Annotated in this window: 18 protein-coding genes; 11 read left to right on the top strand and 7 right to left on the bottom strand. The window is 70.3% G+C overall.

The features are described 5' to 3' along the window. Nucleotides 1-2 precede the first annotated feature (2 nt). Nucleotides 3-1724 carry a hypothetical protein gene (locus M2157_RS31125; RefSeq protein WP_280866844.1) on the top strand — a complete coding sequence of 574 codons (1722 nt, stop codon included), beginning with the start codon at nt 3-5 and terminating at the stop codon, nt 1722-1724. On the opposite strand, the gene M2157_RS31120 is transcribed toward M2157_RS31125, so the two are convergent. The 3 genes from M2157_RS31120 to M2157_RS31110 form a co-directional block, all read right to left on the bottom strand. After that, a complete protein-coding gene (locus M2157_RS31120; protein WP_280866843.1) occupies nt 1696-2109 on the bottom strand; it encodes an NUDIX domain-containing protein in 414 nt (137 codons plus the stop codon). The genes M2157_RS31125 and M2157_RS31120 overlap by 29 nt on opposite strands. Beyond that, nucleotides 2106-2975 (bottom strand): radical SAM protein, encoded by an 870-nt coding sequence (locus tag M2157_RS31115; RefSeq protein WP_280859018.1) that lies wholly within the window; start codon nt 2973-2975, stop codon nt 2106-2108. The genes M2157_RS31120 and M2157_RS31115 overlap by 4 nt, the downstream gene beginning before the upstream one ends. Before the next feature lie 180 nt (nt 2976-3155). Continuing rightward, nucleotides 3156-4592, bottom strand: a complete 1437-nt coding sequence (locus tag M2157_RS31110) for an FAD-dependent monooxygenase (protein WP_280866842.1) — start codon at nt 4590-4592, stop codon at nt 3156-3158. Nucleotides 4593-4705: 113 nt separating this feature from the next. Here M2157_RS31110 and M2157_RS31105 point away from each other — a divergent pair, with 113 nt between their 5' ends. Then, the gene (locus tag M2157_RS31105) at nt 4706-5299 is read left to right on the top strand and encodes a TetR family transcriptional regulator (protein ID WP_280866841.1); all 594 of its coding nucleotides are present in this window, start codon (nt 4706-4708) and stop codon (nt 5297-5299) included. 82 nt (nt 5300-5381) lie between these two features. On the opposite strand, the gene M2157_RS31100 is transcribed toward M2157_RS31105, so the two are convergent. The 3 genes from M2157_RS31100 to M2157_RS31090 form a co-directional block, all read right to left on the bottom strand. Beyond that, nucleotides 5382-5672: a hypothetical protein gene (locus tag M2157_RS31100; RefSeq protein ID WP_280857667.1), complete on the bottom strand. Its 291-nt coding sequence runs from the start codon at nt 5670-5672 to the stop codon at nt 5382-5384. A 102-nt stretch (nt 5673-5774) separates the two neighbouring features. Continuing rightward, nucleotides 5775-7829 (bottom strand): 4-alpha-glucanotransferase, encoded by a 2055-nt coding sequence (gene malQ / locus M2157_RS31095; protein WP_280866840.1) that lies wholly within the window; start codon nt 7827-7829, stop codon nt 5775-5777. Further along, nucleotides 7830-8042 carry a hypothetical protein gene (locus M2157_RS31090; protein ID WP_280857669.1) on the bottom strand — a complete coding sequence of 71 codons (213 nt, stop codon included), beginning with the start codon at nt 8040-8042 and terminating at the stop codon, nt 7830-7832. A gap of 152 nt (nt 8043-8194) precedes the next feature. Here M2157_RS31090 and M2157_RS31085 point away from each other — a divergent pair, with 152 nt between their 5' ends. The 3 genes from M2157_RS31085 to M2157_RS31075 are packed head-to-tail and all read left to right on the top strand — an operon-like array spanning nt 8195 to nt 10814. Beyond that, nucleotides 8195-8728, top strand: coding sequence for a PadR family transcriptional regulator (locus M2157_RS31085; RefSeq protein ID WP_280866839.1), 534 nt, complete (start codon nt 8195-8197; stop codon nt 8726-8728). After that, on the top strand, nt 8725-9423 hold the full coding sequence (locus M2157_RS31080; RefSeq protein WP_280857671.1) for an ABC transporter ATP-binding protein: 699 nt from the start codon (nt 8725-8727) through the stop codon (nt 9421-9423). Before M2157_RS31085 ends, M2157_RS31080 begins: the two co-directional genes overlap by 4 nt. Continuing rightward, nucleotides 9420-10814: an ABC transporter permease gene (locus tag M2157_RS31075; RefSeq protein ID WP_280866838.1), complete on the top strand. Its 1395-nt coding sequence runs from the start codon at nt 9420-9422 to the stop codon at nt 10812-10814. The genes M2157_RS31080 and M2157_RS31075 overlap by 4 nt, the downstream gene beginning before the upstream one ends. 83 nt (nt 10815-10897) lie before the next feature. Here the strand turns inward: M2157_RS31075 and M2157_RS31070 are convergent, their stop codons facing one another. Then, on the bottom strand, nt 10898-11434 hold the full coding sequence (locus M2157_RS31070; protein ID WP_280866837.1) for an HNH endonuclease: 537 nt from the start codon (nt 11432-11434) through the stop codon (nt 10898-10900). 282 nt (nt 11435-11716) lie between these two features. On the opposite strand from M2157_RS31070, the gene M2157_RS31065 reads away from it, so the two are divergent. The 6 genes from M2157_RS31065 to M2157_RS31040 all read left to right on the top strand — a co-directional run bounded on the left by M2157_RS31065 (nt 11717) and on the right by M2157_RS31040 (nt 18415). Next, nucleotides 11717-12820, top strand: a complete 1104-nt coding sequence (locus M2157_RS31065; RefSeq protein WP_280857673.1) for a mechanosensitive ion channel family protein — start codon at nt 11717-11719, stop codon at nt 12818-12820. 147 nt (nt 12821-12967) lie between these two features. After that, entirely contained in the window at nt 12968-13801 is an 834-nt protein-coding gene (locus tag M2157_RS31060) for a hypothetical protein (RefSeq protein WP_280866836.1), read from the top strand. Nucleotides 13802-13983: 182 nt separating this feature from the next. Then, nucleotides 13984-15177 (top strand): ROK family transcriptional regulator, encoded by a 1194-nt coding sequence (locus M2157_RS31055; RefSeq protein ID WP_266523559.1) that lies wholly within the window; start codon nt 13984-13986, stop codon nt 15175-15177. Between the two features lie 54 nt (nt 15178-15231). Beyond that, nucleotides 15232-16575 (top strand): ABC transporter substrate-binding protein, encoded by a 1344-nt coding sequence (locus M2157_RS31050; protein ID WP_280866835.1) that lies wholly within the window; start codon nt 15232-15234, stop codon nt 16573-16575. A 2-nt stretch (nt 16576-16577) separates the two neighbouring features. Further along, the gene (locus M2157_RS31045) at nt 16578-17519 is read left to right on the top strand and encodes a sugar ABC transporter permease (protein WP_266523563.1); all 942 of its coding nucleotides are present in this window, start codon (nt 16578-16580) and stop codon (nt 17517-17519) included. A gap of 2 nt (nt 17520-17521) precedes the next feature. Then, a complete protein-coding gene (locus tag M2157_RS31040; RefSeq protein ID WP_280866834.1) occupies nt 17522-18415 on the top strand; it encodes a carbohydrate ABC transporter permease in 894 nt (297 codons plus the stop codon). Nucleotides 18416-18501: the final 86 nt, after the last annotated feature.

The following is an 18501-nucleotide window of genomic DNA, read 5'->3' as shown; positions in this document are numbered from 1 at the left end:
CGATGACCGAAATCGATGACCTCGACGAAGCGATATCGATCGCCGAGGAAAAGGCGGAACACGAGGACGGCGGCACGGAAAAGCAGTCCTCCGCACGGGAGTCCGAAGCGGCGCTCATCAGCTACGTGGACCGGCTGCGCAGCGGACAGGCCGTGTGGGAGGACGAACCGGAGCGGATCGCCCGGTACGCCCACCTGGTCGAACTGCTGCTCGCGCTCGGCCTCGACAAGGCCGCGATGGACCTGACCGACACGACGCTGCGCGCCATGCGGCTCTCCGAGATCGACCAGGTCGTCTACCGGGAGCCCGAACTCTGGAACCACCTCGGCTCCCTGCTCGCCGAACAGGGTGACCTGGTGCGGGCCATGGCCGTACTGGACTGCGCGCTCACCCGCGCCCACGAGTACGAGACCTATGAGGTCCCGGCCATCCTCGCCAACCTGAGTGTCGTGAGCCTTCAGCTGGGCGATCCGGACGCGGCCGCGATCTGGGCCAACAAGGCGCTCGACTCGCTCAAGTACGAACAGGACAAGGATCTGGAGACCCGGCTGACCGCCGACCGGGTCCGCCTGGACCTCGCCAGGGCGTCCGGCGACGAGCAGGAACTGCACAACGCGGTGGACAGCTTCGACCAGTCGGTGACCCGGTTCGTCGAGAGCGAGGGCGGCGACCACGCCCGGGCCCTCGGCGCCCGCGTCGCACTGGCCGCGGCACGCCACGACCTGGACCCCGGCCTCGAGAACCTGGCCGCCCTGGAACTCCTGTACGTCACCGCGCAGGTGACACTCGGCCTGGAACACCGCGAGACGATCATCGCCCAAGCCACCCTCGCCGCCACGGAGTTCGCTGCGGCGGGCGGCTGGGACGGGCAGGCCAACGAACGCACGGAGGCCGCCGTGCAGGCCTTCGTCACCGCCGCCACCCGTGCCGTCACCTCTCCCGACCTCGGCCAGGAACATCCCCAGACGCACATCCTGCAGGACGAACTCGCGGACATGCGGGCGGCCATCACTGCGGACGACGAACTCCCGTACCACATCGAGAGGGTGTACAAGCCCCACCAGAACACCGAGCGCAACGACGCGAAGCGCAGGGCGCTGGAGGAGGAGACCGGCATCATCCGGCTCATCGCCCACGCCGGCGCCTCCTACTTCCTGAAGGAGACACGGCTCTTCTACGGCCGGGTCAAGGACGCGCTGGAGCGCGGGGTCCGGTTCAACGTGGTCATCAGCAGTCCGTGGAACAGCCTCGCCGCCTTCATGCCGCACGACACCGCCGCCGAACCGGGCAACTACCAGAACATCGTGGAACTGGTGGAGAGCAGCCCGTCGTACAACAACACCTTCCTGCCCGTGGTCGAGTCGTACCAGCTGCTCAAGTCGATGTACCCGGACCTGATCGAGCTGCGGATCACCTCCCTCGACGTCAGCGGCTCCACCCTGCTCACGTCGAACGTCGGGTTCTTCGAGCCGTACATCACGTCGAATCCGCAGCGCCGGACCCGACGGGGCATGAGCGTCTTCGAAGTGGAGTTCCGCAAGGACAGCCGGTACTACGCGGACAGCCTGGAGGAGTTCCGGGCGCAGTGGGAACTCTCCAGCACCTTCAGGGAGTTCGAGGCCAACCAGGAACAGCACAAGGCCGCGCTGCGGTCGGAGATGGGGGCGCTCGCCTCCGTGCGGATGAGGGCGAGTGTCAGGAGGGGAGAAGTGCCCCTTCCCTGACCTTGTGCAGCACTTCCACCGAGCCCACGAACAACGGCGTCGGCAGCGCGTCCAGCGGCCAGAACTCCCAGCGCTCGCACCGGTCCGGCTCACGCACCCGGATCTCGCCCGTGTAGTCGGGGATCTCCACACCGACCTGCATGTGATGGTTGGCGGCCGGGTCCGGGTCGGTGACACAGACGACGCGCGCGCCGCGGGCACGGACGCCGGTCTCCTCCTCGAGTTCCCGGCACGCGGCACCGGTCAGCGTCTCGCCGATCTCCAGATGCCCACCGGGCAGCCCCCAGCTGCCGGCGCCGAAGGTGTTGACCCGCAGCCCCAGCAGGACGCGCCCGCCGGAGCGGACGATGGCCTGCACTCCCACGCGTACGTGTGGCGTCGTCATCCCTGGTCTCTCCGTGCTTCCGGATATGTTCCGACGAAATTCGCGGCATTGCTGAACGGCTGGACCAGACCGGCCCGGCGAACGCCGTCGTCGTCCCGCACCAGGTCGAAGAAGTTGCCGAGCCGCCGTTCCTCGCCCGCGTCGACCACGACGACCTCACAGTCGGGGTCGATGAAGAAGTAGGTGCCCGACCGGTCCGCGTTCCGGTAGACCCGAAGAGGGACGTCGCGTTCGTCGGCGGCCACCTGGCAGCGGGCCACCACCTCTTCGAACTCCTCGTCGCCGACGGACAGCCAACCGGCGTTGTCGGCACCGTAGTTGGTCTCCGACATCTGGTAGACCTTCCACACGTCGGGACGGCAGGAGTCCTCGATGAGGTCGAGCACGCGCGGAGCTCCGGCGACATTGCGCCGGGTGACGACGGTCCCCAGTTTCACCCCGACCTGCTGGTGGTTCTTCCGCACTTCCCGCAGCAGATCGAGAACCCTTCCCCGGTGCGGCGCGACACCTTTGCGCAGTTCCCGGTGCTCCTTCTCGTCCGCCGATTCCAGCGGCAGGGCGATCGACCACAGCCCCGGCAGCACGCGTTGCATGACCTTGAGCGGTGCGAGCCCGTTGGTGCTGAGCACCACCCTCGGAGGCGCTCCGCCGTCCGGCAGTGGACTGCTCAACTCCTGGACGAGGTCCGCGAGATACGGCAGGAGCGTGGGCTCGCCCCCCGAGATCACCACTCCCTGCACCCCTTCCTGCCGCAGTGTCGCGGCGATCCGGAATGCCTCCGCACGACGCATGGTGGGCATTTCGTGGCGAGGTCCGAAACAAAAAGGGCAGCTCAGATTACATCTGCCGATCGGACGAAGATCCACGTACGGGGGGAGCACCCGCCGAATGTACAGCGCGCCGAAGCGGCCCGCCGCCCGACGCACGAAGTGGCACCCGAGTGGTGACCATTCCGTGGCCGACCGCGGACCGGTTCGAGCCGCTCCTCTCCGAACACTGCCCCGGAGAGGAAAACATCACTCTCGCCGCGGGCACCGGAATCCGCGTCAGCCGACGTGGGCCGCGAGCGCCGCCTCGGTGTCCGCCGCGGTCGCGCTGTCCGCCGCCCACCCCACATACCCGTCGGGCCGCACCAGCACGGTCGTACGCCGTCCGCTCGCCCAGCGCTGCACCGTGAGGCGGCCCTTGTGGGCGCCCCGGTCGTCGTAGCCCTCGGGGGTGATCAGGACGAAGTGGCCGCCACGCAGGGACGCGTAGAGGCGGCCGCCGTCCGCGAGGGCCACATCGGGGACGCGGGTGCCGGTCAGGGGGTGGGAGCCGCGGGGGGCCGCGTACCGGTAGCCGATGCCGGTGAGCCGGCCGAGCATGCGGCGGCGGGCCGGGCCGGCGTGGTCGAGGACGGTGGTGAGGGCGGCGCGCAGGGCCAGTTCCCAGGGGCGCTTGGCCATCGCGAGGCGGACGATGCCGCCGCTGCTGCGCAGGACCGACCTGCCCACGGGGTGGCGTTCGGCCTGGTAGGTGTCCAGCAGTTCGGGGCCCGCGTGGCCGCCCACCACCTGGGCCAGCTTCCAGCTCAGGTTGGCCGCGTCCTGGAGGCCGGTGTTCATGCCCTGGCCGCCCGCCGGGGTGTGGACGTGGGCGGCGTCGCCGGCCAGGAAGACCCGGCTCACCCGGTACGCGGGGGCCTGGCGTTCGTCGCTGTGGAAGCGGGACATCCAGCGGGCGTCGTGCATCCCGAAGTCGCGGCCCAGGGCGAGCCGGGTGACCTCCTTGATCTCGTCGAGGTCGAGGGGCTCGCTGTCGGCGACGTCGCGGGCGCGGTTCCAGGCGATGACCCGGTGGTAGCCGTCGCCGAAGGGGGCGATGAAGGCGAAGGCGTCACCCACGGCGTTGACGGTGAGCAGGGTCTCGGGCTGCTCGGCGAGGCGCACGTCGGCGAGGACCACCGAGCGGATCACCGAGTGGCCGGGGAAGGGCAGACCGATCGCGTCGCGTACGGCGCTGCGCATGCCATCGGCACCCACGAGGTACCCGGCGCGGAGGGACTCCGTGGACCCGCCCGGACCCCTGACCTCCACCGTGACGCCGTTCCTGTCCTGGACCAGACCCGTCACCTCGGTCTCGTACCGGAAGTCGACGCCCGCCTCCACCGCCCGCCGCTCCAGGGCCTTCTCGACCTCGTACTGCGGGAGGACCAGGAGGTGGTTGAAACGGGAGGGAAGGTCGTCGAGGTCGATGGTCAGGCGGCCGAACAGGCGCAGTGTGTCCAGGCGCTGCCCGAGCGCCTCCAGGCCGTCGGCCAGGGCCCGGGCGTCAAGCTGTTCGAGGGTACGGGCGTGCAGGACGAAGGCGCGGGAGAGGTTGCTGATCCTGTGCGGGCGCCTCTCGACGAGGGTGACGGGGACACCGGCGGTGGCCAGGTCACCGGCCAGGAGCAGGCCGGTGGGGCCGGAGCCGACGACGATCACGGGGGTGCCGTTCATGGTGACCTCCTGTTGCCAACGCTTGTTTGCCAACGCTTGTTGACGAAGATAGCGGGGGCACTCGCGGGCGTCAACACTTGTTGGCCAACAGTTGTTGACCTAGACTCACCGGCATGAACGGCAGCAACAGCGCAGACTCCGGCTCCACAAGCGTGCGTCGCCGCTCCGACGCCACCCGCACCGCGATCCTCGCCGCGGCCCGTGAGCGTTTCGCCGCCGACGGATACGAGCGCGCCACCATCCGCGCCATCGCCAAGGACGCGCGCATCGATCCGTCCATGGTGATGCGCTATTACGGCAACAAAGAGGGGTTGTTCGCGGCGGCCGTCTCCGTCGAACTGGAGCTGCCGGAGCCCGGCTCACTGCCCCGGGACGACATCGGCCGCGCACTCGTGACGCGCTTCCTCGACCTGTGGGAGGAGAACGAGGTGCTCACCGCGCTGCTGCGGGTCGGCGCGACCAATCAGGCGGGGGCCGAACGGATGCAGGGCATCTTCCGGGAGCAGGTGATGCCGGTCGCCCTGCGGGTGTGCCCGGACCCGGAACAGGCTCCCGCGCGGGCCGCGCTCGCCGCCACGCAGTTGCTGGGGCTCGCACTGACCCGGTACGTCCTGCGGTTTGCGCCGACCGTGGCATTGACGCGCGAGGAGATCGTGGCGTGGCTCGCGCCCACGCTGCAGCGGTACCTCACGGAGCCGAGCCCCTGAGAACGCGCCAGGGCGCCGGCCTCGCCCACGTACGGCAGAGGCGCGTACGTGCGGCGGGGTCGGCGCCCCGGAAAAGGCGTGGTCAGGCCTTCGATCCGGCCTTGGCCTCGGCCGGCTTGGTCTTGATGTTGCGGCTGGTCACCCGGTGCTCTTCCTTGGACTTGTCCAGGACCATCACCAGGCCGGCGATGACCGCGAACAGCGCGAGCGGGGCCACGACGAAGAGGCCCAGCGTCTCGATGACGCTCAGGCCCGAGCCGGGGTCGTCACCGTCGTCGCGGACCAGCGCGGAGGCGGGGGACGACATGAGCAGCATCATCAGCGTCGTACCGGCCACCAGGGCGCCGGCGCGCAGGGCGTTCTTCTTGTCCACGGAGTCAAAGTATCCAACCGCGGTTCGGGCCGCGCGCCCGGGGTGCCGTATGAGACGCCCGCGCCGTGCGAGCGCCCGCCACCACGGCGCCGCAGCCCACCCCTACGGCGCCCGAAGCACCTCCACCAGCGCATGCAAACGCGGCGACGCCGCCAGCTCCTCCAGCGTCACCACCCGCCCCTCCCCGTCCGCGATGGGCAACCGCCAGTTCGGATACTGGTCCCACGTCCCCGGCAGGTTCTGCGGCCGGCGGTCCCCCACCGTGTCCGGCAGCCAGATGCCCACCATCCGGGCCGGGGTGTGCAGCAGGAACCGGTGGACGGCCTGGATCTGGGCCTCCTCCGCGGAGGGGTCGGTACCGCCCCCCGTGCCGTGCAGCAGACCGAGACGGGCCAGCAGCTCCAGCCACTCCGCCGTGTCCGCGGAGGCCTCCGCACGTTCCTCGTCCAGCGGCCGGGTCAGCAGGCCGAGGCCGTCCCGGAGTTCGACGTGCTCCCCGGTGAGACGAGAAGCCGTCGGTGGCAGGTCGTGCGTGGTCGCCGTCGCCAGACAGTCCGCCCGCCACCGCTCGGGCGGCAGCGGACGCCCGTCGCCCTCCCAGTCCCGTTCGAACCACAGCACCGACGTCCCCAGCACCCCGCGCTCGCGCAGCACCTCCCGCACACCGGGTTCGACCGTGCCGAGGTCCTCCCCGATCACCACCGTCCCGGCCCGCGACGCCTCCAGGACGAGCACGGCGAGCATCGCCTCCGCGTCGTAGCGGACGTACGTGCCCTCCGTCGGCGGCCGCCCCTGCGGGACCCACCACAGCCGGAACAGGCCCATGACATGGTCGATGCGCAGCGCGCCGGCGTACCGGAACAGGGCCCGCAGCAACTGCCGGTACGGCGCGTACCCCGACTCCGCCAGCCGGTCCGGGCGCCACGGCGGCAGCCCCCAGTCCTGGCCGCGCGCGTTGAAGGCGTCCGGAGGCGCTCCTACGGACATCCGGGCCGCGAAGTACGCCTGCTGGGCCCATGCGTCCGCGCCCTCGGGATGCACGCCCACCGCGAGGTCGTGGACGACACCCAGCGGCATCCCCGCCTCCCGCGCGACCCGCTGGGCGGCGCCGAGCTGGCTCTCGGTGAGCCAGGCGAGGCGGGAGTGGAAGTCGACGCGGTCCATCAACTCACCGCGGGCACGGGACGTCTCGGCCGAGCGCGGGTCGCGGAGGCCGGCCGGCCAGCGGCTCCAGTCCGAGCCGTGCACCTCCGCCAGCGCGCACCAGGTCGCGTGGTCCTCCAGGGCCTCGCCGCCCTCGGCGAGGTAGTCGGCGTAGGCGGCGCGACGGCCGGGTCCCAGGGGGACCTCGCGGACGAGTTCGAGTGCCTCCCGCTTCAGCTCCCACACCGCGTCCCGGTCGATCAACGCGCCCTTCTCCAGCACCGCTTCACGCAGCCGCTCGGCCCGCTCGCGCAGGGCCCGCAGCCGGTCGGGGTCCGCGACCTGGGCGTACTCGGGGATGTCCTCGATCCGCAGGTGCACCGGGTCGGGGAAGCGGCGCGAGGACGGCCGGTAGGGGGACGGGTCGGTGGGGGCGCCGGGTACCGCCGCGTGCAGCGGGTTGACCTGGACGAAGCCGGCGCCGAGGGCGCGTCCCGCCCAGGAGGTCAGTTCGGCGAGGTCGCCGAGGTCGCCCATGCCCCAGGAGCGGTGCGAGAGCAGGGAGTAGAGCTGGACGAGCAGGCCGTACGACCGCCCGGGCGGCGCCGGCAGCCGGGGCGGGGCCACGATCAGGTGGGCGTCTGCGGTACGGCCGTCGGGAGCGGTGGCGGTCAGCCGGTGGACGCCGGGCGGGAGTTGGTCGGCGGCGGAGCGGGTCTCGCCCTGCTCGGTCGCGATACGCAGCCGGGTGCCCTCGGGCAGGTCGGCCACGAAGGCGGGCGGGCTGCCGCTCCAGCACACCACCGTCGGCGGCAGCAGGCGCTCACGCAGCTCACGCTCACGGGTGGCGAGCGCGGCGGCCGGGTCGCCCGCGTCGACGCCGAGGGCGGCCAGGGCCAGCGTGACGGCGGTGGCGGAGGCGGCGACCGTACGGTCCGGGGAGGGCTGGTAGGAGGTGGCGACGCCGTACGACTCGGCGAGGCGGGACAGCTCCGGACCGGGGGGCGCCGTCATCTACGGCTCCATGAATGCGTCGGACTCGCTGATCAGGTGGGCGGCGTCGGCGAGCGGCGGTTCGCTGGTGAGGGGCTCGGCGTCGGGCAGGGGCGGTTCGCTGGTGAGCGGGGTCTCTGTGCAGGCGCCCTCGGCGCTGAAGACACAGAAGTGTTCAGCGGGCGCCTCGGGTTTGGACAGGGCCGAGAGCAGAAGGTGTGCCGATGCGGCCACGGGGGCCTCCTTGTCGAGTACGACGACGGGGGTTACCGCAGGCCTACCCACAGGACGCGACGGCAGACGTACCGGAGGGGAGAACGTGCTTTTCATCATGGTGTGCTGATCACTATTCACTCAATACATATACGTGATGCATACTGATCGCCATGAGCACCCGCCACATCCTGCTGGGGCTGCTCGCCGGAGGGCCGAGCCATGGCTACGACCTCAAGCGACGCCACGACGACCGTTTTCCCGAGGCCCGTCCACTGGCCTACGGGCAGGTCTACACGACCCTGCAGCGCCTGGTCCGGGACGGCCTCGCGGAGGTCGACGGCACCGACTCGGACGGCGGCCCGGAGCGCACCAGGTACCGCTCGACCGAGGCGGGGACGCGTGAACTGGACCGGTGGGCCGGGCAGATCGCCCCGCCCGCGCCCTTCGTGACCAACGAGATCTTCGCCAAGGTCGTCGTCTCGATCCTGGCCGGCGGCGACCCGGAGGCCTATCTCCGGGCCCAGCGCGCCGCACACATGGCCCGGATGCGGGAGCTCACGGCGGTCAAGACCGCCCACGGGGCCGACCTCGCGACCGTGCTCTCGGCGGACTACGCCCTCAACCACCTTGACGCCGACCTCCGCTGGATGAACACGACGGCGGCCCGGCTCACCACTTTGACCGCGGAGGTCGACTCAGCATGAACACAACGGGGGACAACCCGGAGCCGCTCCTCGCGGCCCGCGACCTCGTCAAGGCGTACGGCAGGTCCGAGGCCCTGCGGGGCGCCTCGGTCGGGCTGGCCGCCGGCGAGATCCTCGCCGTCACCGGCACCAGCGGCAGCGGGAAGTCGACGCTGCTGCACTGCCTGGCCGGGATCGTGCGGCCGGACGCCGGTTCGGTGTCCTACGGCGGTGAGCGCCTCGACGAGCTGCCCGAGAAGCGGCTGAGCGAGCTGCGCCGCACGGAGTTCGGCGTGGTGTTCCAGTTCGGGCAGCTCATCCCCGAGCTGACGGCGGTCGACAACGTGGCGCTGCCGCTGCTGCTCGCGGGCCTCTCCCGCGCCGACGCCCACACCCGGGCCGGTGAGTGGCTGGAGCGGTTCGGAGTGCGCGGCCAGGCGGGTCTCCGGCCCGGCGAGATGAGCGGCGGCCAGGCCCAGCGGACCGCGCTGGCCCGCGCCCTGATCACCGGGCCGAAGGTCGTCTTCGCGGACGAGCCGACCGGCGCACTGGACTCCCTGGCGACCGAGCAGGTCATGACGGCCCTGGTCCACACGGCCCGCGAGTCCGGCACGGCGGTCCTGCTGATCACCCATGACGCCCAGGTGGCGGCGTACGCGGACCGCGAGGTGCGGATGGCCGACGGAGCCGTGGCCCCGGCGGGGGTGACGGCATGACGACCGCCCTCGATGCACGGACCGGCAGCCCCCTGGCCGCCGATCTCCGCCTGGCCTGGCTGCTCACCCGCGGTTCCGACCGGCGGGAGTGGTGGCGTATCGGGCTCACGGCTGTCGGGGCGGCGCTCACGACGGGGATCGGGCTGGCGGTCGCCGCGCTGAACTCCCTGGACGGGTACTACTCCGTGTCCTTCGGGGCCGGACTGCTCGACTCCGCGAGCGACCGGCGGAACGTGAGTCTCGTCATGGCGCTGTTGCTCGTCCCGGTGCTCGGGTTCCTCGGGCAGTGCGCGCGCATCGGCGCGGTGCACCGGGACCGGCGGCTGGCCGCGCTGCGGCTGGCGGGGGCCGGTGCGTGGCAGGTCCGGCGGATCGCGGCGCTGGAGTCGGGGCCGGCCTGCCTGGCGGGTTCGCTGACGGCCACGGCCGGGTTCGTACCGCTGCTGCTGCACCTGTGGGCGCGGCCCACCGCGCTCGCCTGGACCGGTATCGCCCTGGTCGCCGTGGCCGTACCGGTGCTGGGCGCGGCCGTGAGCGCGCTGTCGCTGCGGCGCGTGGTGGCCTCACCGCTGGGCTGGGTCCGGCGGGTACGGCCCGTGTGGGGTCCGGGGCGGACCCTGCGGGCGGTGATCGTCCCGCTCGGGGTCATGGCGCTGTTCCTCGGCCTGTCGTCGGTCACCGGCGGCCCGGTGCGTCTCGCCCAGGGCCCGCTCGCGCTGTTCGCCGTCGTCCTGGTCGTCGGGGCCGCGACGGTGTCGCTGGCCGGTACGGCGGCCCGGCGGCTGGGCGGGGTCCTCGCGGCCCGCGCCCAGAGCCCCGCGGTACTGATCGCGGCGGAACGGCTGCGGGACGACCCGTGGGCCGCGGCCCGCACGCACGCCGCGGTGCTGCTGGTGACGGTCGTGGGGGCCGGATTCGTGGGCGTGCGTCAGGTGCTGCTGACGATCCTGGACACCATGCACCGCGAGGGGACGCTGGGGACGGACATGGCGTACTACACGACCGGCATCGACCTGACGGCCGCCGCGATCCTCGTCGCCCTCGCACTGACCGTCACGGGGCTGGCCGTCGGCACCGTCGAGTCCCTCGCCACCCGGCGCCGGGGCCTGGCCGCCCAGGTCGCCGCCGGGGTGCCGTACCGGGTGCTGGCCAGGGCGCTGCTCCTGGAGACCGCGCTGCCGCTGGCCCCCGCGGTCGCGGTGGCGGGCGTGGGCGGTACGGCGATCGGCGCCTGGTACGCCTCGCTGACCACGCACCACTCGGACACGGGCCTGCCGTACGCGGCTCTCCTGGTCCCCGTCGCGGTGTACGCGGCCTGCCTCCTGGCCGCCGCCACCTCACTGCCGCTGCTGCGCCGCTCGGTACGCCCGGCGGAACTCAGGCAGACGTGACCAGGTGATACTCCGGTCCCGGAGGTACGGGGGGCCTCCGGGACCGGTAGCCGCGTGCGGCAACACAAAGGCCCGGATCGTCGTCAGGCAGAGATGCCGTCGATCCGGGCCATGGCGTCCTCGGCGCCGTACGGTTGCAAGTACGGCAACCAGCGTGGGTCCCTGTGCCCGGTGCCGATGATGCGCCAGGCGAGACCGGTGGGCGGGGCGGGTTTGTGGCGCAGCCGCCAGCCGATCTCGAACAGATGTCGGTCGGCCTTCACGTGGTTGCAGCGCCGGCAGGACGCCACCACGTTGTCCCAGACGTGCTTGCCCCCGCGGCTGCGCGGGATGACGTGGTCGACGCTGGTTGCGACGCCACCGCAGTACATGCACCGGCCCCCGTCGCGGGCGAAGAGCGCCCTGCGGGTGAGAGGAACGGGCCCCCGATAGGGAACCCGGACGAATCGCTTGAGCCGGACCACGCTGGGTACGGGGACTGTGACGGTCGCGCTGTGCATGAAGGCGCCGGATTCCTCGAGGGAGACCGCCTTGTTCTCCAGGACGAGGACGAGCGCGCGACGAAGCGGTACGACGCCGAGGGGCTCGTACGACGCGTTGAGTACCAGGACATGCGGCACGGATGCCTCCTTGGGCGTCGGCGGCACGTGGCTCGCGCCGGGACGAACTGAGGTCAGTCTCCCCTCTCAGCCGGGAGAAACGCCACCATGTGCCGGTAACGGGCTGGGAGTGTTTTCGACCACACCTTTCTTCATCCCCAGGTGAGAGCCGTCTCTCCCCCGAACATTGCAACGATCCACACACGATGCACCGTTAGTGTGGTGAGCCTGCTTTACCGGTGACCTTTTCGTGACCTTGACCGCCGTACCGGAAGGCAGACGCAGCACCTGGAGGTACCTGCCGTGTCCTTGTCCGCCGTCCTACTGGCCGCGAGTCCGTCGCCGTCGCCGTCCCCCTCGGACACCTCGACGCCGGCCGTGCCGAGTCTCCAGGACGCCCAGGAGAGCGCGACCAACGCCGCGAGCTGGGTCGAGCAGAACTGGTCGACCTGGCTCGCGATCAGCCTGCGGGTCCTGCTGATCCTGGTGATCGCCGGGGTGCTGAGACTGGTCGTGCGGCGGGCCATCACCAAGCTCATAGACCGGATGAACCGCACCGCCCAGGCGGTCGACGGCACCGCGATCGGCGGTCTGCTCGTCAACAACGAGCGCCGCCGGCAGCGCTCACAGGCCATCGGCTCGGTGCTGCGCTCGGTGGCGAGCTTCATCATCATGGGCACCGCCGCCCTGATGGTCCTGGGCGCCTTCGAGATCAACCTGGCCCCGCTGCTCGCGTCGGCCGGTGTCGCGGGTGTGGCGATCGGTTTCGGCGCCCGCAACCTCGTCACAGACTTCCTCTCCGGGGTGTTCATGATCCTGGAGGACCAGTACGGCGTCGGCGACACCATCGACGCGGGCGTGGCCTCCGGCGAGGTCATCGAGGTCGGCCTCAGGGTGACCAAGCTGCGCGGCGACAACGGCGAGATCTGGTACGTCCGCAACGGCGAGGTCAAGCGCATCGGCAACCTCTCCCAGGGCTGGGCGACGGCCGGCGTGGACGTGACCGTCCGGGCCTCCGAGGACCTCGACAAGGTGAAGCGGGTGCTGAGCGAGGTCGCCGAGAAGATGAGCAAGGAGGAGCCCTGGAACGAGCTCCTGTGGAGCCCGATCGAGGTGCTCGGCCTGGACAGCGTCCTGCTGGACTCCATGGTCGTGCGGGTCTCCGCCAAGACGATGCCCGGCAAGTCCCTCACGGTCGAGCGTGAGCTGCGCTGGCGCATCAAGCGTGCCTTCGACGCGGCGGACATCCGCATCGTCGGCGGCGCGGCCGTCGCCACCGACGAGGAGGCCGCGGACCCGACCGCGGCGGTCGCGGCCCCGTCGGTCTTCGCCAACTCCGAGTCCCCGCAGGCCGCGGCGGCCTCCCCGCTCTCGTCGGCACCGGCTCAGCGTCCGGCGGCGAAGTGACGACCGGCGGTGCTGCGGCGAACTCTCACCGTCTTCACGTGAACTCCACACTCCGGCCGCGGATGTGATCATCTAGCGTCGCCCCCACAGCGGGCCCTTGTTCTGGAGCGCAACGCCCAGGGGCCCGCTTCGAATGTGGGGAAACGCATGAGAAAGCTCGCCATAGGCATCGCCGCGTCCGGCGCCCTGGCACTGACCGGCCTGGTCGCGCCCGCCGCGTCCGCGGACACCTCGCCCGACCTGGTCTTCTCCGCCGTCACGGTCAACAGCGGCAAGGCCATCGTCGTCGGCACCGCCACCGTGAACGTGCCGGTGACGTACACCCTCACCCGCCCCTCCGACCTGACGGTCGACTACAAGACCAAATTCTCGGGCGTCATGCTCTACCGGGGCACGCTCAGCAGGATGGCGAACGAGATCGACCCCGAGGACGCGCCCACCTGCACCACGACCGCGACGACGGACACCACCGTCACCGAGTCGTGCAAGGAGACCCTGGCGTTCGAACCGGGCTACCTGTACACGGCCTCGGACGCCACCACCTGGAAGGCGGCCGGCGTCTACAGCAAGCTCGACCAGGACGACGACGACTCGGACGGTCACATCAGCTTCACTTCCAGCTACGACGCCTGGGGCCCCCTCGGCAGCGGAGCCCGGATCAAGCGCGCCGCCAGGCTCACCGTCAACGCGTCGCCCGAGCCGGTGAAGAAGGGCGGGACCGTCACGGTCACCGGCAAGCTGACCCGGGCGAACTGGGAGACCGGCACGTACACGGGTTACATCTCCCAGAACGCCACCCTTCAGTTCCGCGCCAAGGGCTCCAACAGCTACACCACCGTCAAGACGGTGATCTCCGGGACCGGCGGCGCGCTGAAGACGACGACGAAGGCCACCGAGGACGGCTACTACCGCTACGTCTTCGCGGGGACGACCACCACCGGCTCGGCGACGGCCGCCGGCGACTACATCGACGTCCAGTAGGCGCTCACTCCGGCCCTCGCGACCGCCCCCGCAGGTAACGACTCCGTTTCCTGCGGGGGCGGTTTGTCGTTCCCCCCTTGACGGACAGGTGGTCCAGACCTATGTTCCGTGCATCCGATAGGAAACCTTCCTAACAGTCGCTGGACAGTAAAGTCGTCCGGCAGTCACGGAGAGGGGCACCCATGGCAGGCACACCACGCACACTCCGCGCCATGAACGACCGTGCCGCGCTCGACCTCCTGCTGGAGCACGGTCCCCTCTCCCGTACGCGGATCGGCAAGCTCACCGGCCTCTCCAAGCCGACCGCGTCCCAGCTCCTGGCCCGCCTGGAGGCGTCGGGCCTCGTCCTCGCCACCGGTACCACCGAGGGCAGGCCAGGTCCCAACGCCCAGCTGTACGAGGTCGACCCGACCGCCGCGTACGCCGCCGGGCTCGACGTCACCCCCGAACGCATCCTCGCCGCGGTCGCCGACATCACCGGCCGCACGGTCGGCTCCTTCGAACTGCCGACCCCGGGACGCAGACCCGCCCAGCCCGTCGTCCGGCAGGTCACCGACGCCCTCGACGGCGCGGTCAAGGCGGCGGGACTCGCCCGCGGTGACGTCCACCGGCTCGTGATCGGCACCCCGGGCGCCTTCGACCCGGGCACGGGCCGGCTGCGCTACGCCTCCCACCTGCCGGGCTGGCACACCCCCGCCCTCCTCGGCGAACTCGCCGCCGCCCTGCCCATGCCGGTCGAGTACGAGAACGACGTCAACCTCGTGGCCGTGGCCGAACAACGGCTCGGTGCGGCCCGCGGGCACGAGGACTTCGTGCTGCTGTGGAACGAGGGCGGTCTCGGTGCCGCCCTGGTCCTCGGCGGACGGCTGCACCGCGGCTGGACCGGCGGCGCGGGAGAGGTAGGTTTCCTGCCGGTTCCCGGAGCACCGCTGGTGCGGCAGGTGAGGAAAGCCAACAGTGGTGGCTATCAGGAGCTGGCGGGCTCCCAGGCCATCCCCCACCTCGCCCGTGAGCTCGGCATGACGGACATCCCCTCGGGGCCGTACGCCGAGGTCGCCGCCGCCCTCGTCGAGCGGGCCGCCACCGAGGACACCGTCCTGAACCGGCTGCTCCTGGAGACCTACGCCACCCGGCTGGCCACCGGTCTCGCCTCCCTCGTCTCCGTCCTCGACCCCGAACTCGTCGTCCTCAGCGGCGCCTCGCTCACCGCCGGCGGCGACACCCTGCGCGCCCTCGTCCAGGCCGAGCTGGAGGAACTGGCAGCCTCCCGCCCCCGGCTGGTCGTCGGCGACGTCCATGAACACCCCGTGCTGCGCGGCGCGCTGGAGAGCGCGCTCGCGGCCACCCGCGACGAGGTCTTCGACACCTCGCGCTGAACCCCCGTACCCACCCCCCTCTTCCACGCCGTCCCGTCCCTGGGAGACCCCGTCATGCGCACAGCCATACCCTCAGTCGCCCGAAAAGCGGCCTTTGCCCTGACCGTGTCCGCGGTGCTCGTCACCACCGCCTGTACCGGCCAGTCCTCCTCCGGCGCCGAGGACGACGCCTCGAAGGAGACGACCATCAACTTCTGGCACGCCTGGAGCGCGGACTCCGAGGTCAAGGCCGTGAAGACGCTGGTCGCCGGTTTCGAGAAGGCGCACCCCAACATCCACGTCAACGTCGTCGGCAACATGACCGACGACAAGATCAACCAGGCGCTGCGCACGGGCGGCGGCAAGGCCCCGGACGTCATCTCGTCGTTCACCACGAACAACGTGGGCAAGTTCTGCTCCTCGGGTGCGCTGGTCGACCTCAACCCGTTCTTCAAGAAGTCGGGCGTCGACCCGGAGAAGACCTTCCCGGCCGCGATGAACGAGTACACGCAGTTCAACGGCGACCGCTGTGCCGTGCCGCTGCTGGGCGACGCGTACGGGCTCTACTACAACAAGACCGCGTTCGAGAAGGCCGGCATCACCTCGCCGCCCAAGACCTGGTCCGAGTTCGAGGCCGACGCCAAGAAGCTGACGATCACGCAGGGCAGCACGTACAAGCAGCTCGGCTTCATGCCGAACTACCACGGCTGGGAGACGACGACCGAGCACTACCTGGGCCAGTTCTCGCCGACGTACTTCGACTCCAGCGGCAAGTCCAACGTCGCCAAGGACCCCGCGTTCAAGGCGGCGTTCACCCTCCAGAAGAAGCTCGTCGGTGACCTCGGCGGTTATCAGAAGCTGGAGAAGTTCCGCGCCACGCTGGGCGACGAGTGGGGCCCCAAGCACCCCTTCCAGACCGGCCAGGTCGCCATGCAGCTCGACGGTGAGTGGCGGCTGGGCATGGCCCTGGACGCCAAGCCCGGCTTCGAGATCGGTGTCGCCCCGCTGCCCGTCCCCGACGACCAGGCGGACCAGTACGGCAAGGGCTACATCACCGGCACGATCGCCGGCATCGCCGCGAACAGCACCAAGCAGAACGCGGCCTGGGAGTTCGTCAAGTACATCACCACGGACACGGACGCGGTCGTCGGCTTCTCGAACGACATCCACAACGTGCCGTCCACGCTGGCCGCCCTCAAGTCGCCGAAGCTGAAGTACGACCCGCGCTTCAAGACGTTCCTGGACATCGCGGCGAACCCGAACTCGTCCTCGTCCCCGGCGTCGATCAACGGCGGTGTCTACCTCGCCACGATCCAGAATTTCGGCTACGACTACGAGAGCGGCAAGGCCACCGACCTGGACAAGGGCCTCGCCGACACGGCCCAGCAGATCGACACGGACATCGCGCAGGCGAAGTAGCGATGAGCACCGTCACGCTGGCGTCGAAGCGCCGCAGGTCGGCGCTTCGTACGGCCGCCTTCATGTCGCCCTGGTTGATCGGCTTCACGGTCTTCTTCGCCTATCCGCTGCTCTCGACCGTCTACTTCTCGTTCATGCACTACGACGGCTTCAAGCCGCCGACCTGGAGCGGGACGAAGAACTGGACCTACGTCTTCGAGCACTACCCCTTCTTCTGGCCGGCCCTGCGCAACACCCTGTGGCTGGTCGTGGTGATGGTCTCCCTCCGGGTCGTCTTCGGCCTGGGGGTCGGTCTGCTCATCACGAAGATCAAGACAGGTACGGGGGTCTTCCGGACGCTCTTCTACCTGCCGTATCTGGCCCCGCCCGTCGCGGCCACCATGGCCTTCGCGTTCCTCCTCAACCCCGGTACGGGACCGGTCAACTCGGTCCTGGAGAAGGTCGGCATCCCGGCCCCCGGCTGGTTCAACGACCCCACCTGGTCGAAACCGGCCCTGACCCTGCTCGCCCTGTGGGGCATCGGCGACCTGATGGTCATCTTCATGGCCGCGCTGCTCGACGTGCCGCAGGAGCAGTACGAGGCCGCGGAGCTGGACGGGGCGTCGGCGTGGCAGCGGTTCCGGTTCGTCACCCTTCCCAACATCTCGCCGATCGTGATGTTCGCCGTGGTCACCGGCGTGATCCAGACGATGCAGTACTACACACAGCCACTCATCGCCGGAAAGGTCGCCTCGGGTGTGATCCAGGGCGCGGGCACGCAGTTCGAGCCCGGCTATCCGGAGAAGTCCACGCTGACCCTTCCCCAGCTCGTCTACAACCTCGGCTTCCAGCGCTTCGACTACGGCTCCGCGTGTGTCGTCGCCCTCGTCCTCTTCGCCCTGTCGATGGTGTTCACCGCGTTCCTGATGCGGCGCCGGGGCGGTCTCATCCAGGCAGGTGACTGACCATGACCCAAGTACTGGACCGGCCGGTGGAGTTGAAGACCCCGGCCTCGCCCGCCGAGCGCACCGCCCGACGCAAGGCCGCCCTGGAGTGGATCGCGATCCACTCCCTCGGCCTGGCCGCGGCCCTCTTCTTCACGCTGCCCTTCGTCTTCGTGTTCCTGACCTCGCTGATGAGCGACTCCCAGGCCCTCAGCCGCGATCTGATCCCGCACACCTGGGAATGGGGCAACTACCAGCGGGTCTTCGACACCCCGGGCTTTCTGACCTGGTGGCGCAACACGCTGATCTACGCGGGACTGGGAACAGTCCTTACGGTCGTGTCGTCGATCCCGGTGGCGTACGCGCTCGCCAAGTTCCGCTTCCGGGGCCGCAATCTCTCCCTGATGCTGGTGATCTCGATGATGATGCTGCCGCCACAGGTCGTCATCATCCCGATGTACCTCTTCTGGGCGAAGCAGCTGGACCTGTCGGGCACCCTGTGGCCGCTGATCATCCCGATGGCGTTCGGTGACGCGTTCTCGATCTTCCTGCTCCGGCAGTTTTTGATGACGATCCCGAACGAGTACGTGGACGCGGCGAAGGTCGACGGCTGCGGTGACTTCCGCACCCTGGTACGGGTCGTGATCCCCATGGCGAGGCCCGGGATCGCCGCGGTGGCCCTCTTCCAGTTCTTCTACGCCTGGAACGACTACTTCGGCCCGCAGATCTACGCCTCGGAGAACCAGAACGCCTGGACGCTGAGTTACGGCCTGGAGTCCTTCAAGGGCATGCACCACACCGACTGGAACCTCACCATGGCCGCGACCGTGCTGGTCATGGCCCCCGTGATCCTCGTGTTCTTCTTCGCGCAGAAGGCGTTCGTCGAGGGCGTCACGCTGACCGGAGTGAAGGGTTAACCACGCATGCTGCATCTCCCCGGGGGCCAACCCCCGGACCCCCGGCCGACCGACGCCGTCCCCGGCACCCGGAAGCGAGGGAACCT

It is taken from the genome of Streptomyces sp. SAI-127 (assembly GCF_029894425.1).
In the GTDB taxonomy this organism is placed as follows: Bacteria; Actinomycetota; Actinomycetes; order Streptomycetales; family Streptomycetaceae; genus Streptomyces.
Note: the sequence above shows the minus strand (reverse complement) of the source record. Positions and strands in the feature narration are given on the sequence as shown.

Bases quoted from the DNA above. Each gene is read 5' to 3' on its own strand.
- M2157_RS31125 (WP_280866844.1), top strand. From the start codon at position 3: ATGACCGAAATCGATGACCTCGACGAAGCGATATCGATCGCCGAGGAA.
- M2157_RS31045 (WP_266523563.1), top strand. From the start codon at position 16,578: ATGAGCACCGTCACGCTGGCGTCGAAGCGCCGCAGGTCGGCGCTTCGT.
- M2157_RS31050 (WP_280866835.1), top strand. From the start codon at position 15,232: ATGCGCACAGCCATACCCTCAGTCGCCCGAAAAGCGGCCTTTGCCCTG.
- M2157_RS31105 (WP_280866841.1), top strand. From the start codon at position 4,706: ATGAACGGCAGCAACAGCGCAGACTCCGGCTCCACAAGCGTGCGTCGC.
- M2157_RS31060 (WP_280866836.1), top strand. From the start codon at position 12,968: ATGAGAAAGCTCGCCATAGGCATCGCCGCGTCCGGCGCCCTGGCACTG.
- M2157_RS31055 (WP_266523559.1), top strand. From the start codon at position 13,984: ATGGCAGGCACACCACGCACACTCCGCGCCATGAACGACCGTGCCGCG.
- malQ (WP_280866840.1), bottom strand. From the start codon at position 7,829: ATGACGGCGCCCCCCGGTCCGGAGCTGTCCCGCCTCGCCGAGTCGTAC.
- M2157_RS31085 (WP_280866839.1), top strand. From the start codon at position 8,195: ATGAGCACCCGCCACATCCTGCTGGGGCTGCTCGCCGGAGGGCCGAGC.
- M2157_RS31040 (WP_280866834.1), top strand. From the start codon at position 17,522: ATGACCCAAGTACTGGACCGGCCGGTGGAGTTGAAGACCCCGGCCTCG.
- M2157_RS31110 (WP_280866842.1), bottom strand. From the start codon at position 4,592: ATGAACGGCACCCCCGTGATCGTCGTCGGCTCCGGCCCCACCGGCCTG.
- M2157_RS31075 (WP_280866838.1), top strand. From the start codon at position 9,420: ATGACGACCGCCCTCGATGCACGGACCGGCAGCCCCCTGGCCGCCGAT.
- M2157_RS31080 (WP_280857671.1), top strand. From the start codon at position 8,725: ATGAACACAACGGGGGACAACCCGGAGCCGCTCCTCGCGGCCCGCGAC.
- M2157_RS31120 (WP_280866843.1), bottom strand. From the start codon at position 2,109: ATGACGACGCCACACGTACGCGTGGGAGTGCAGGCCATCGTCCGCTCC.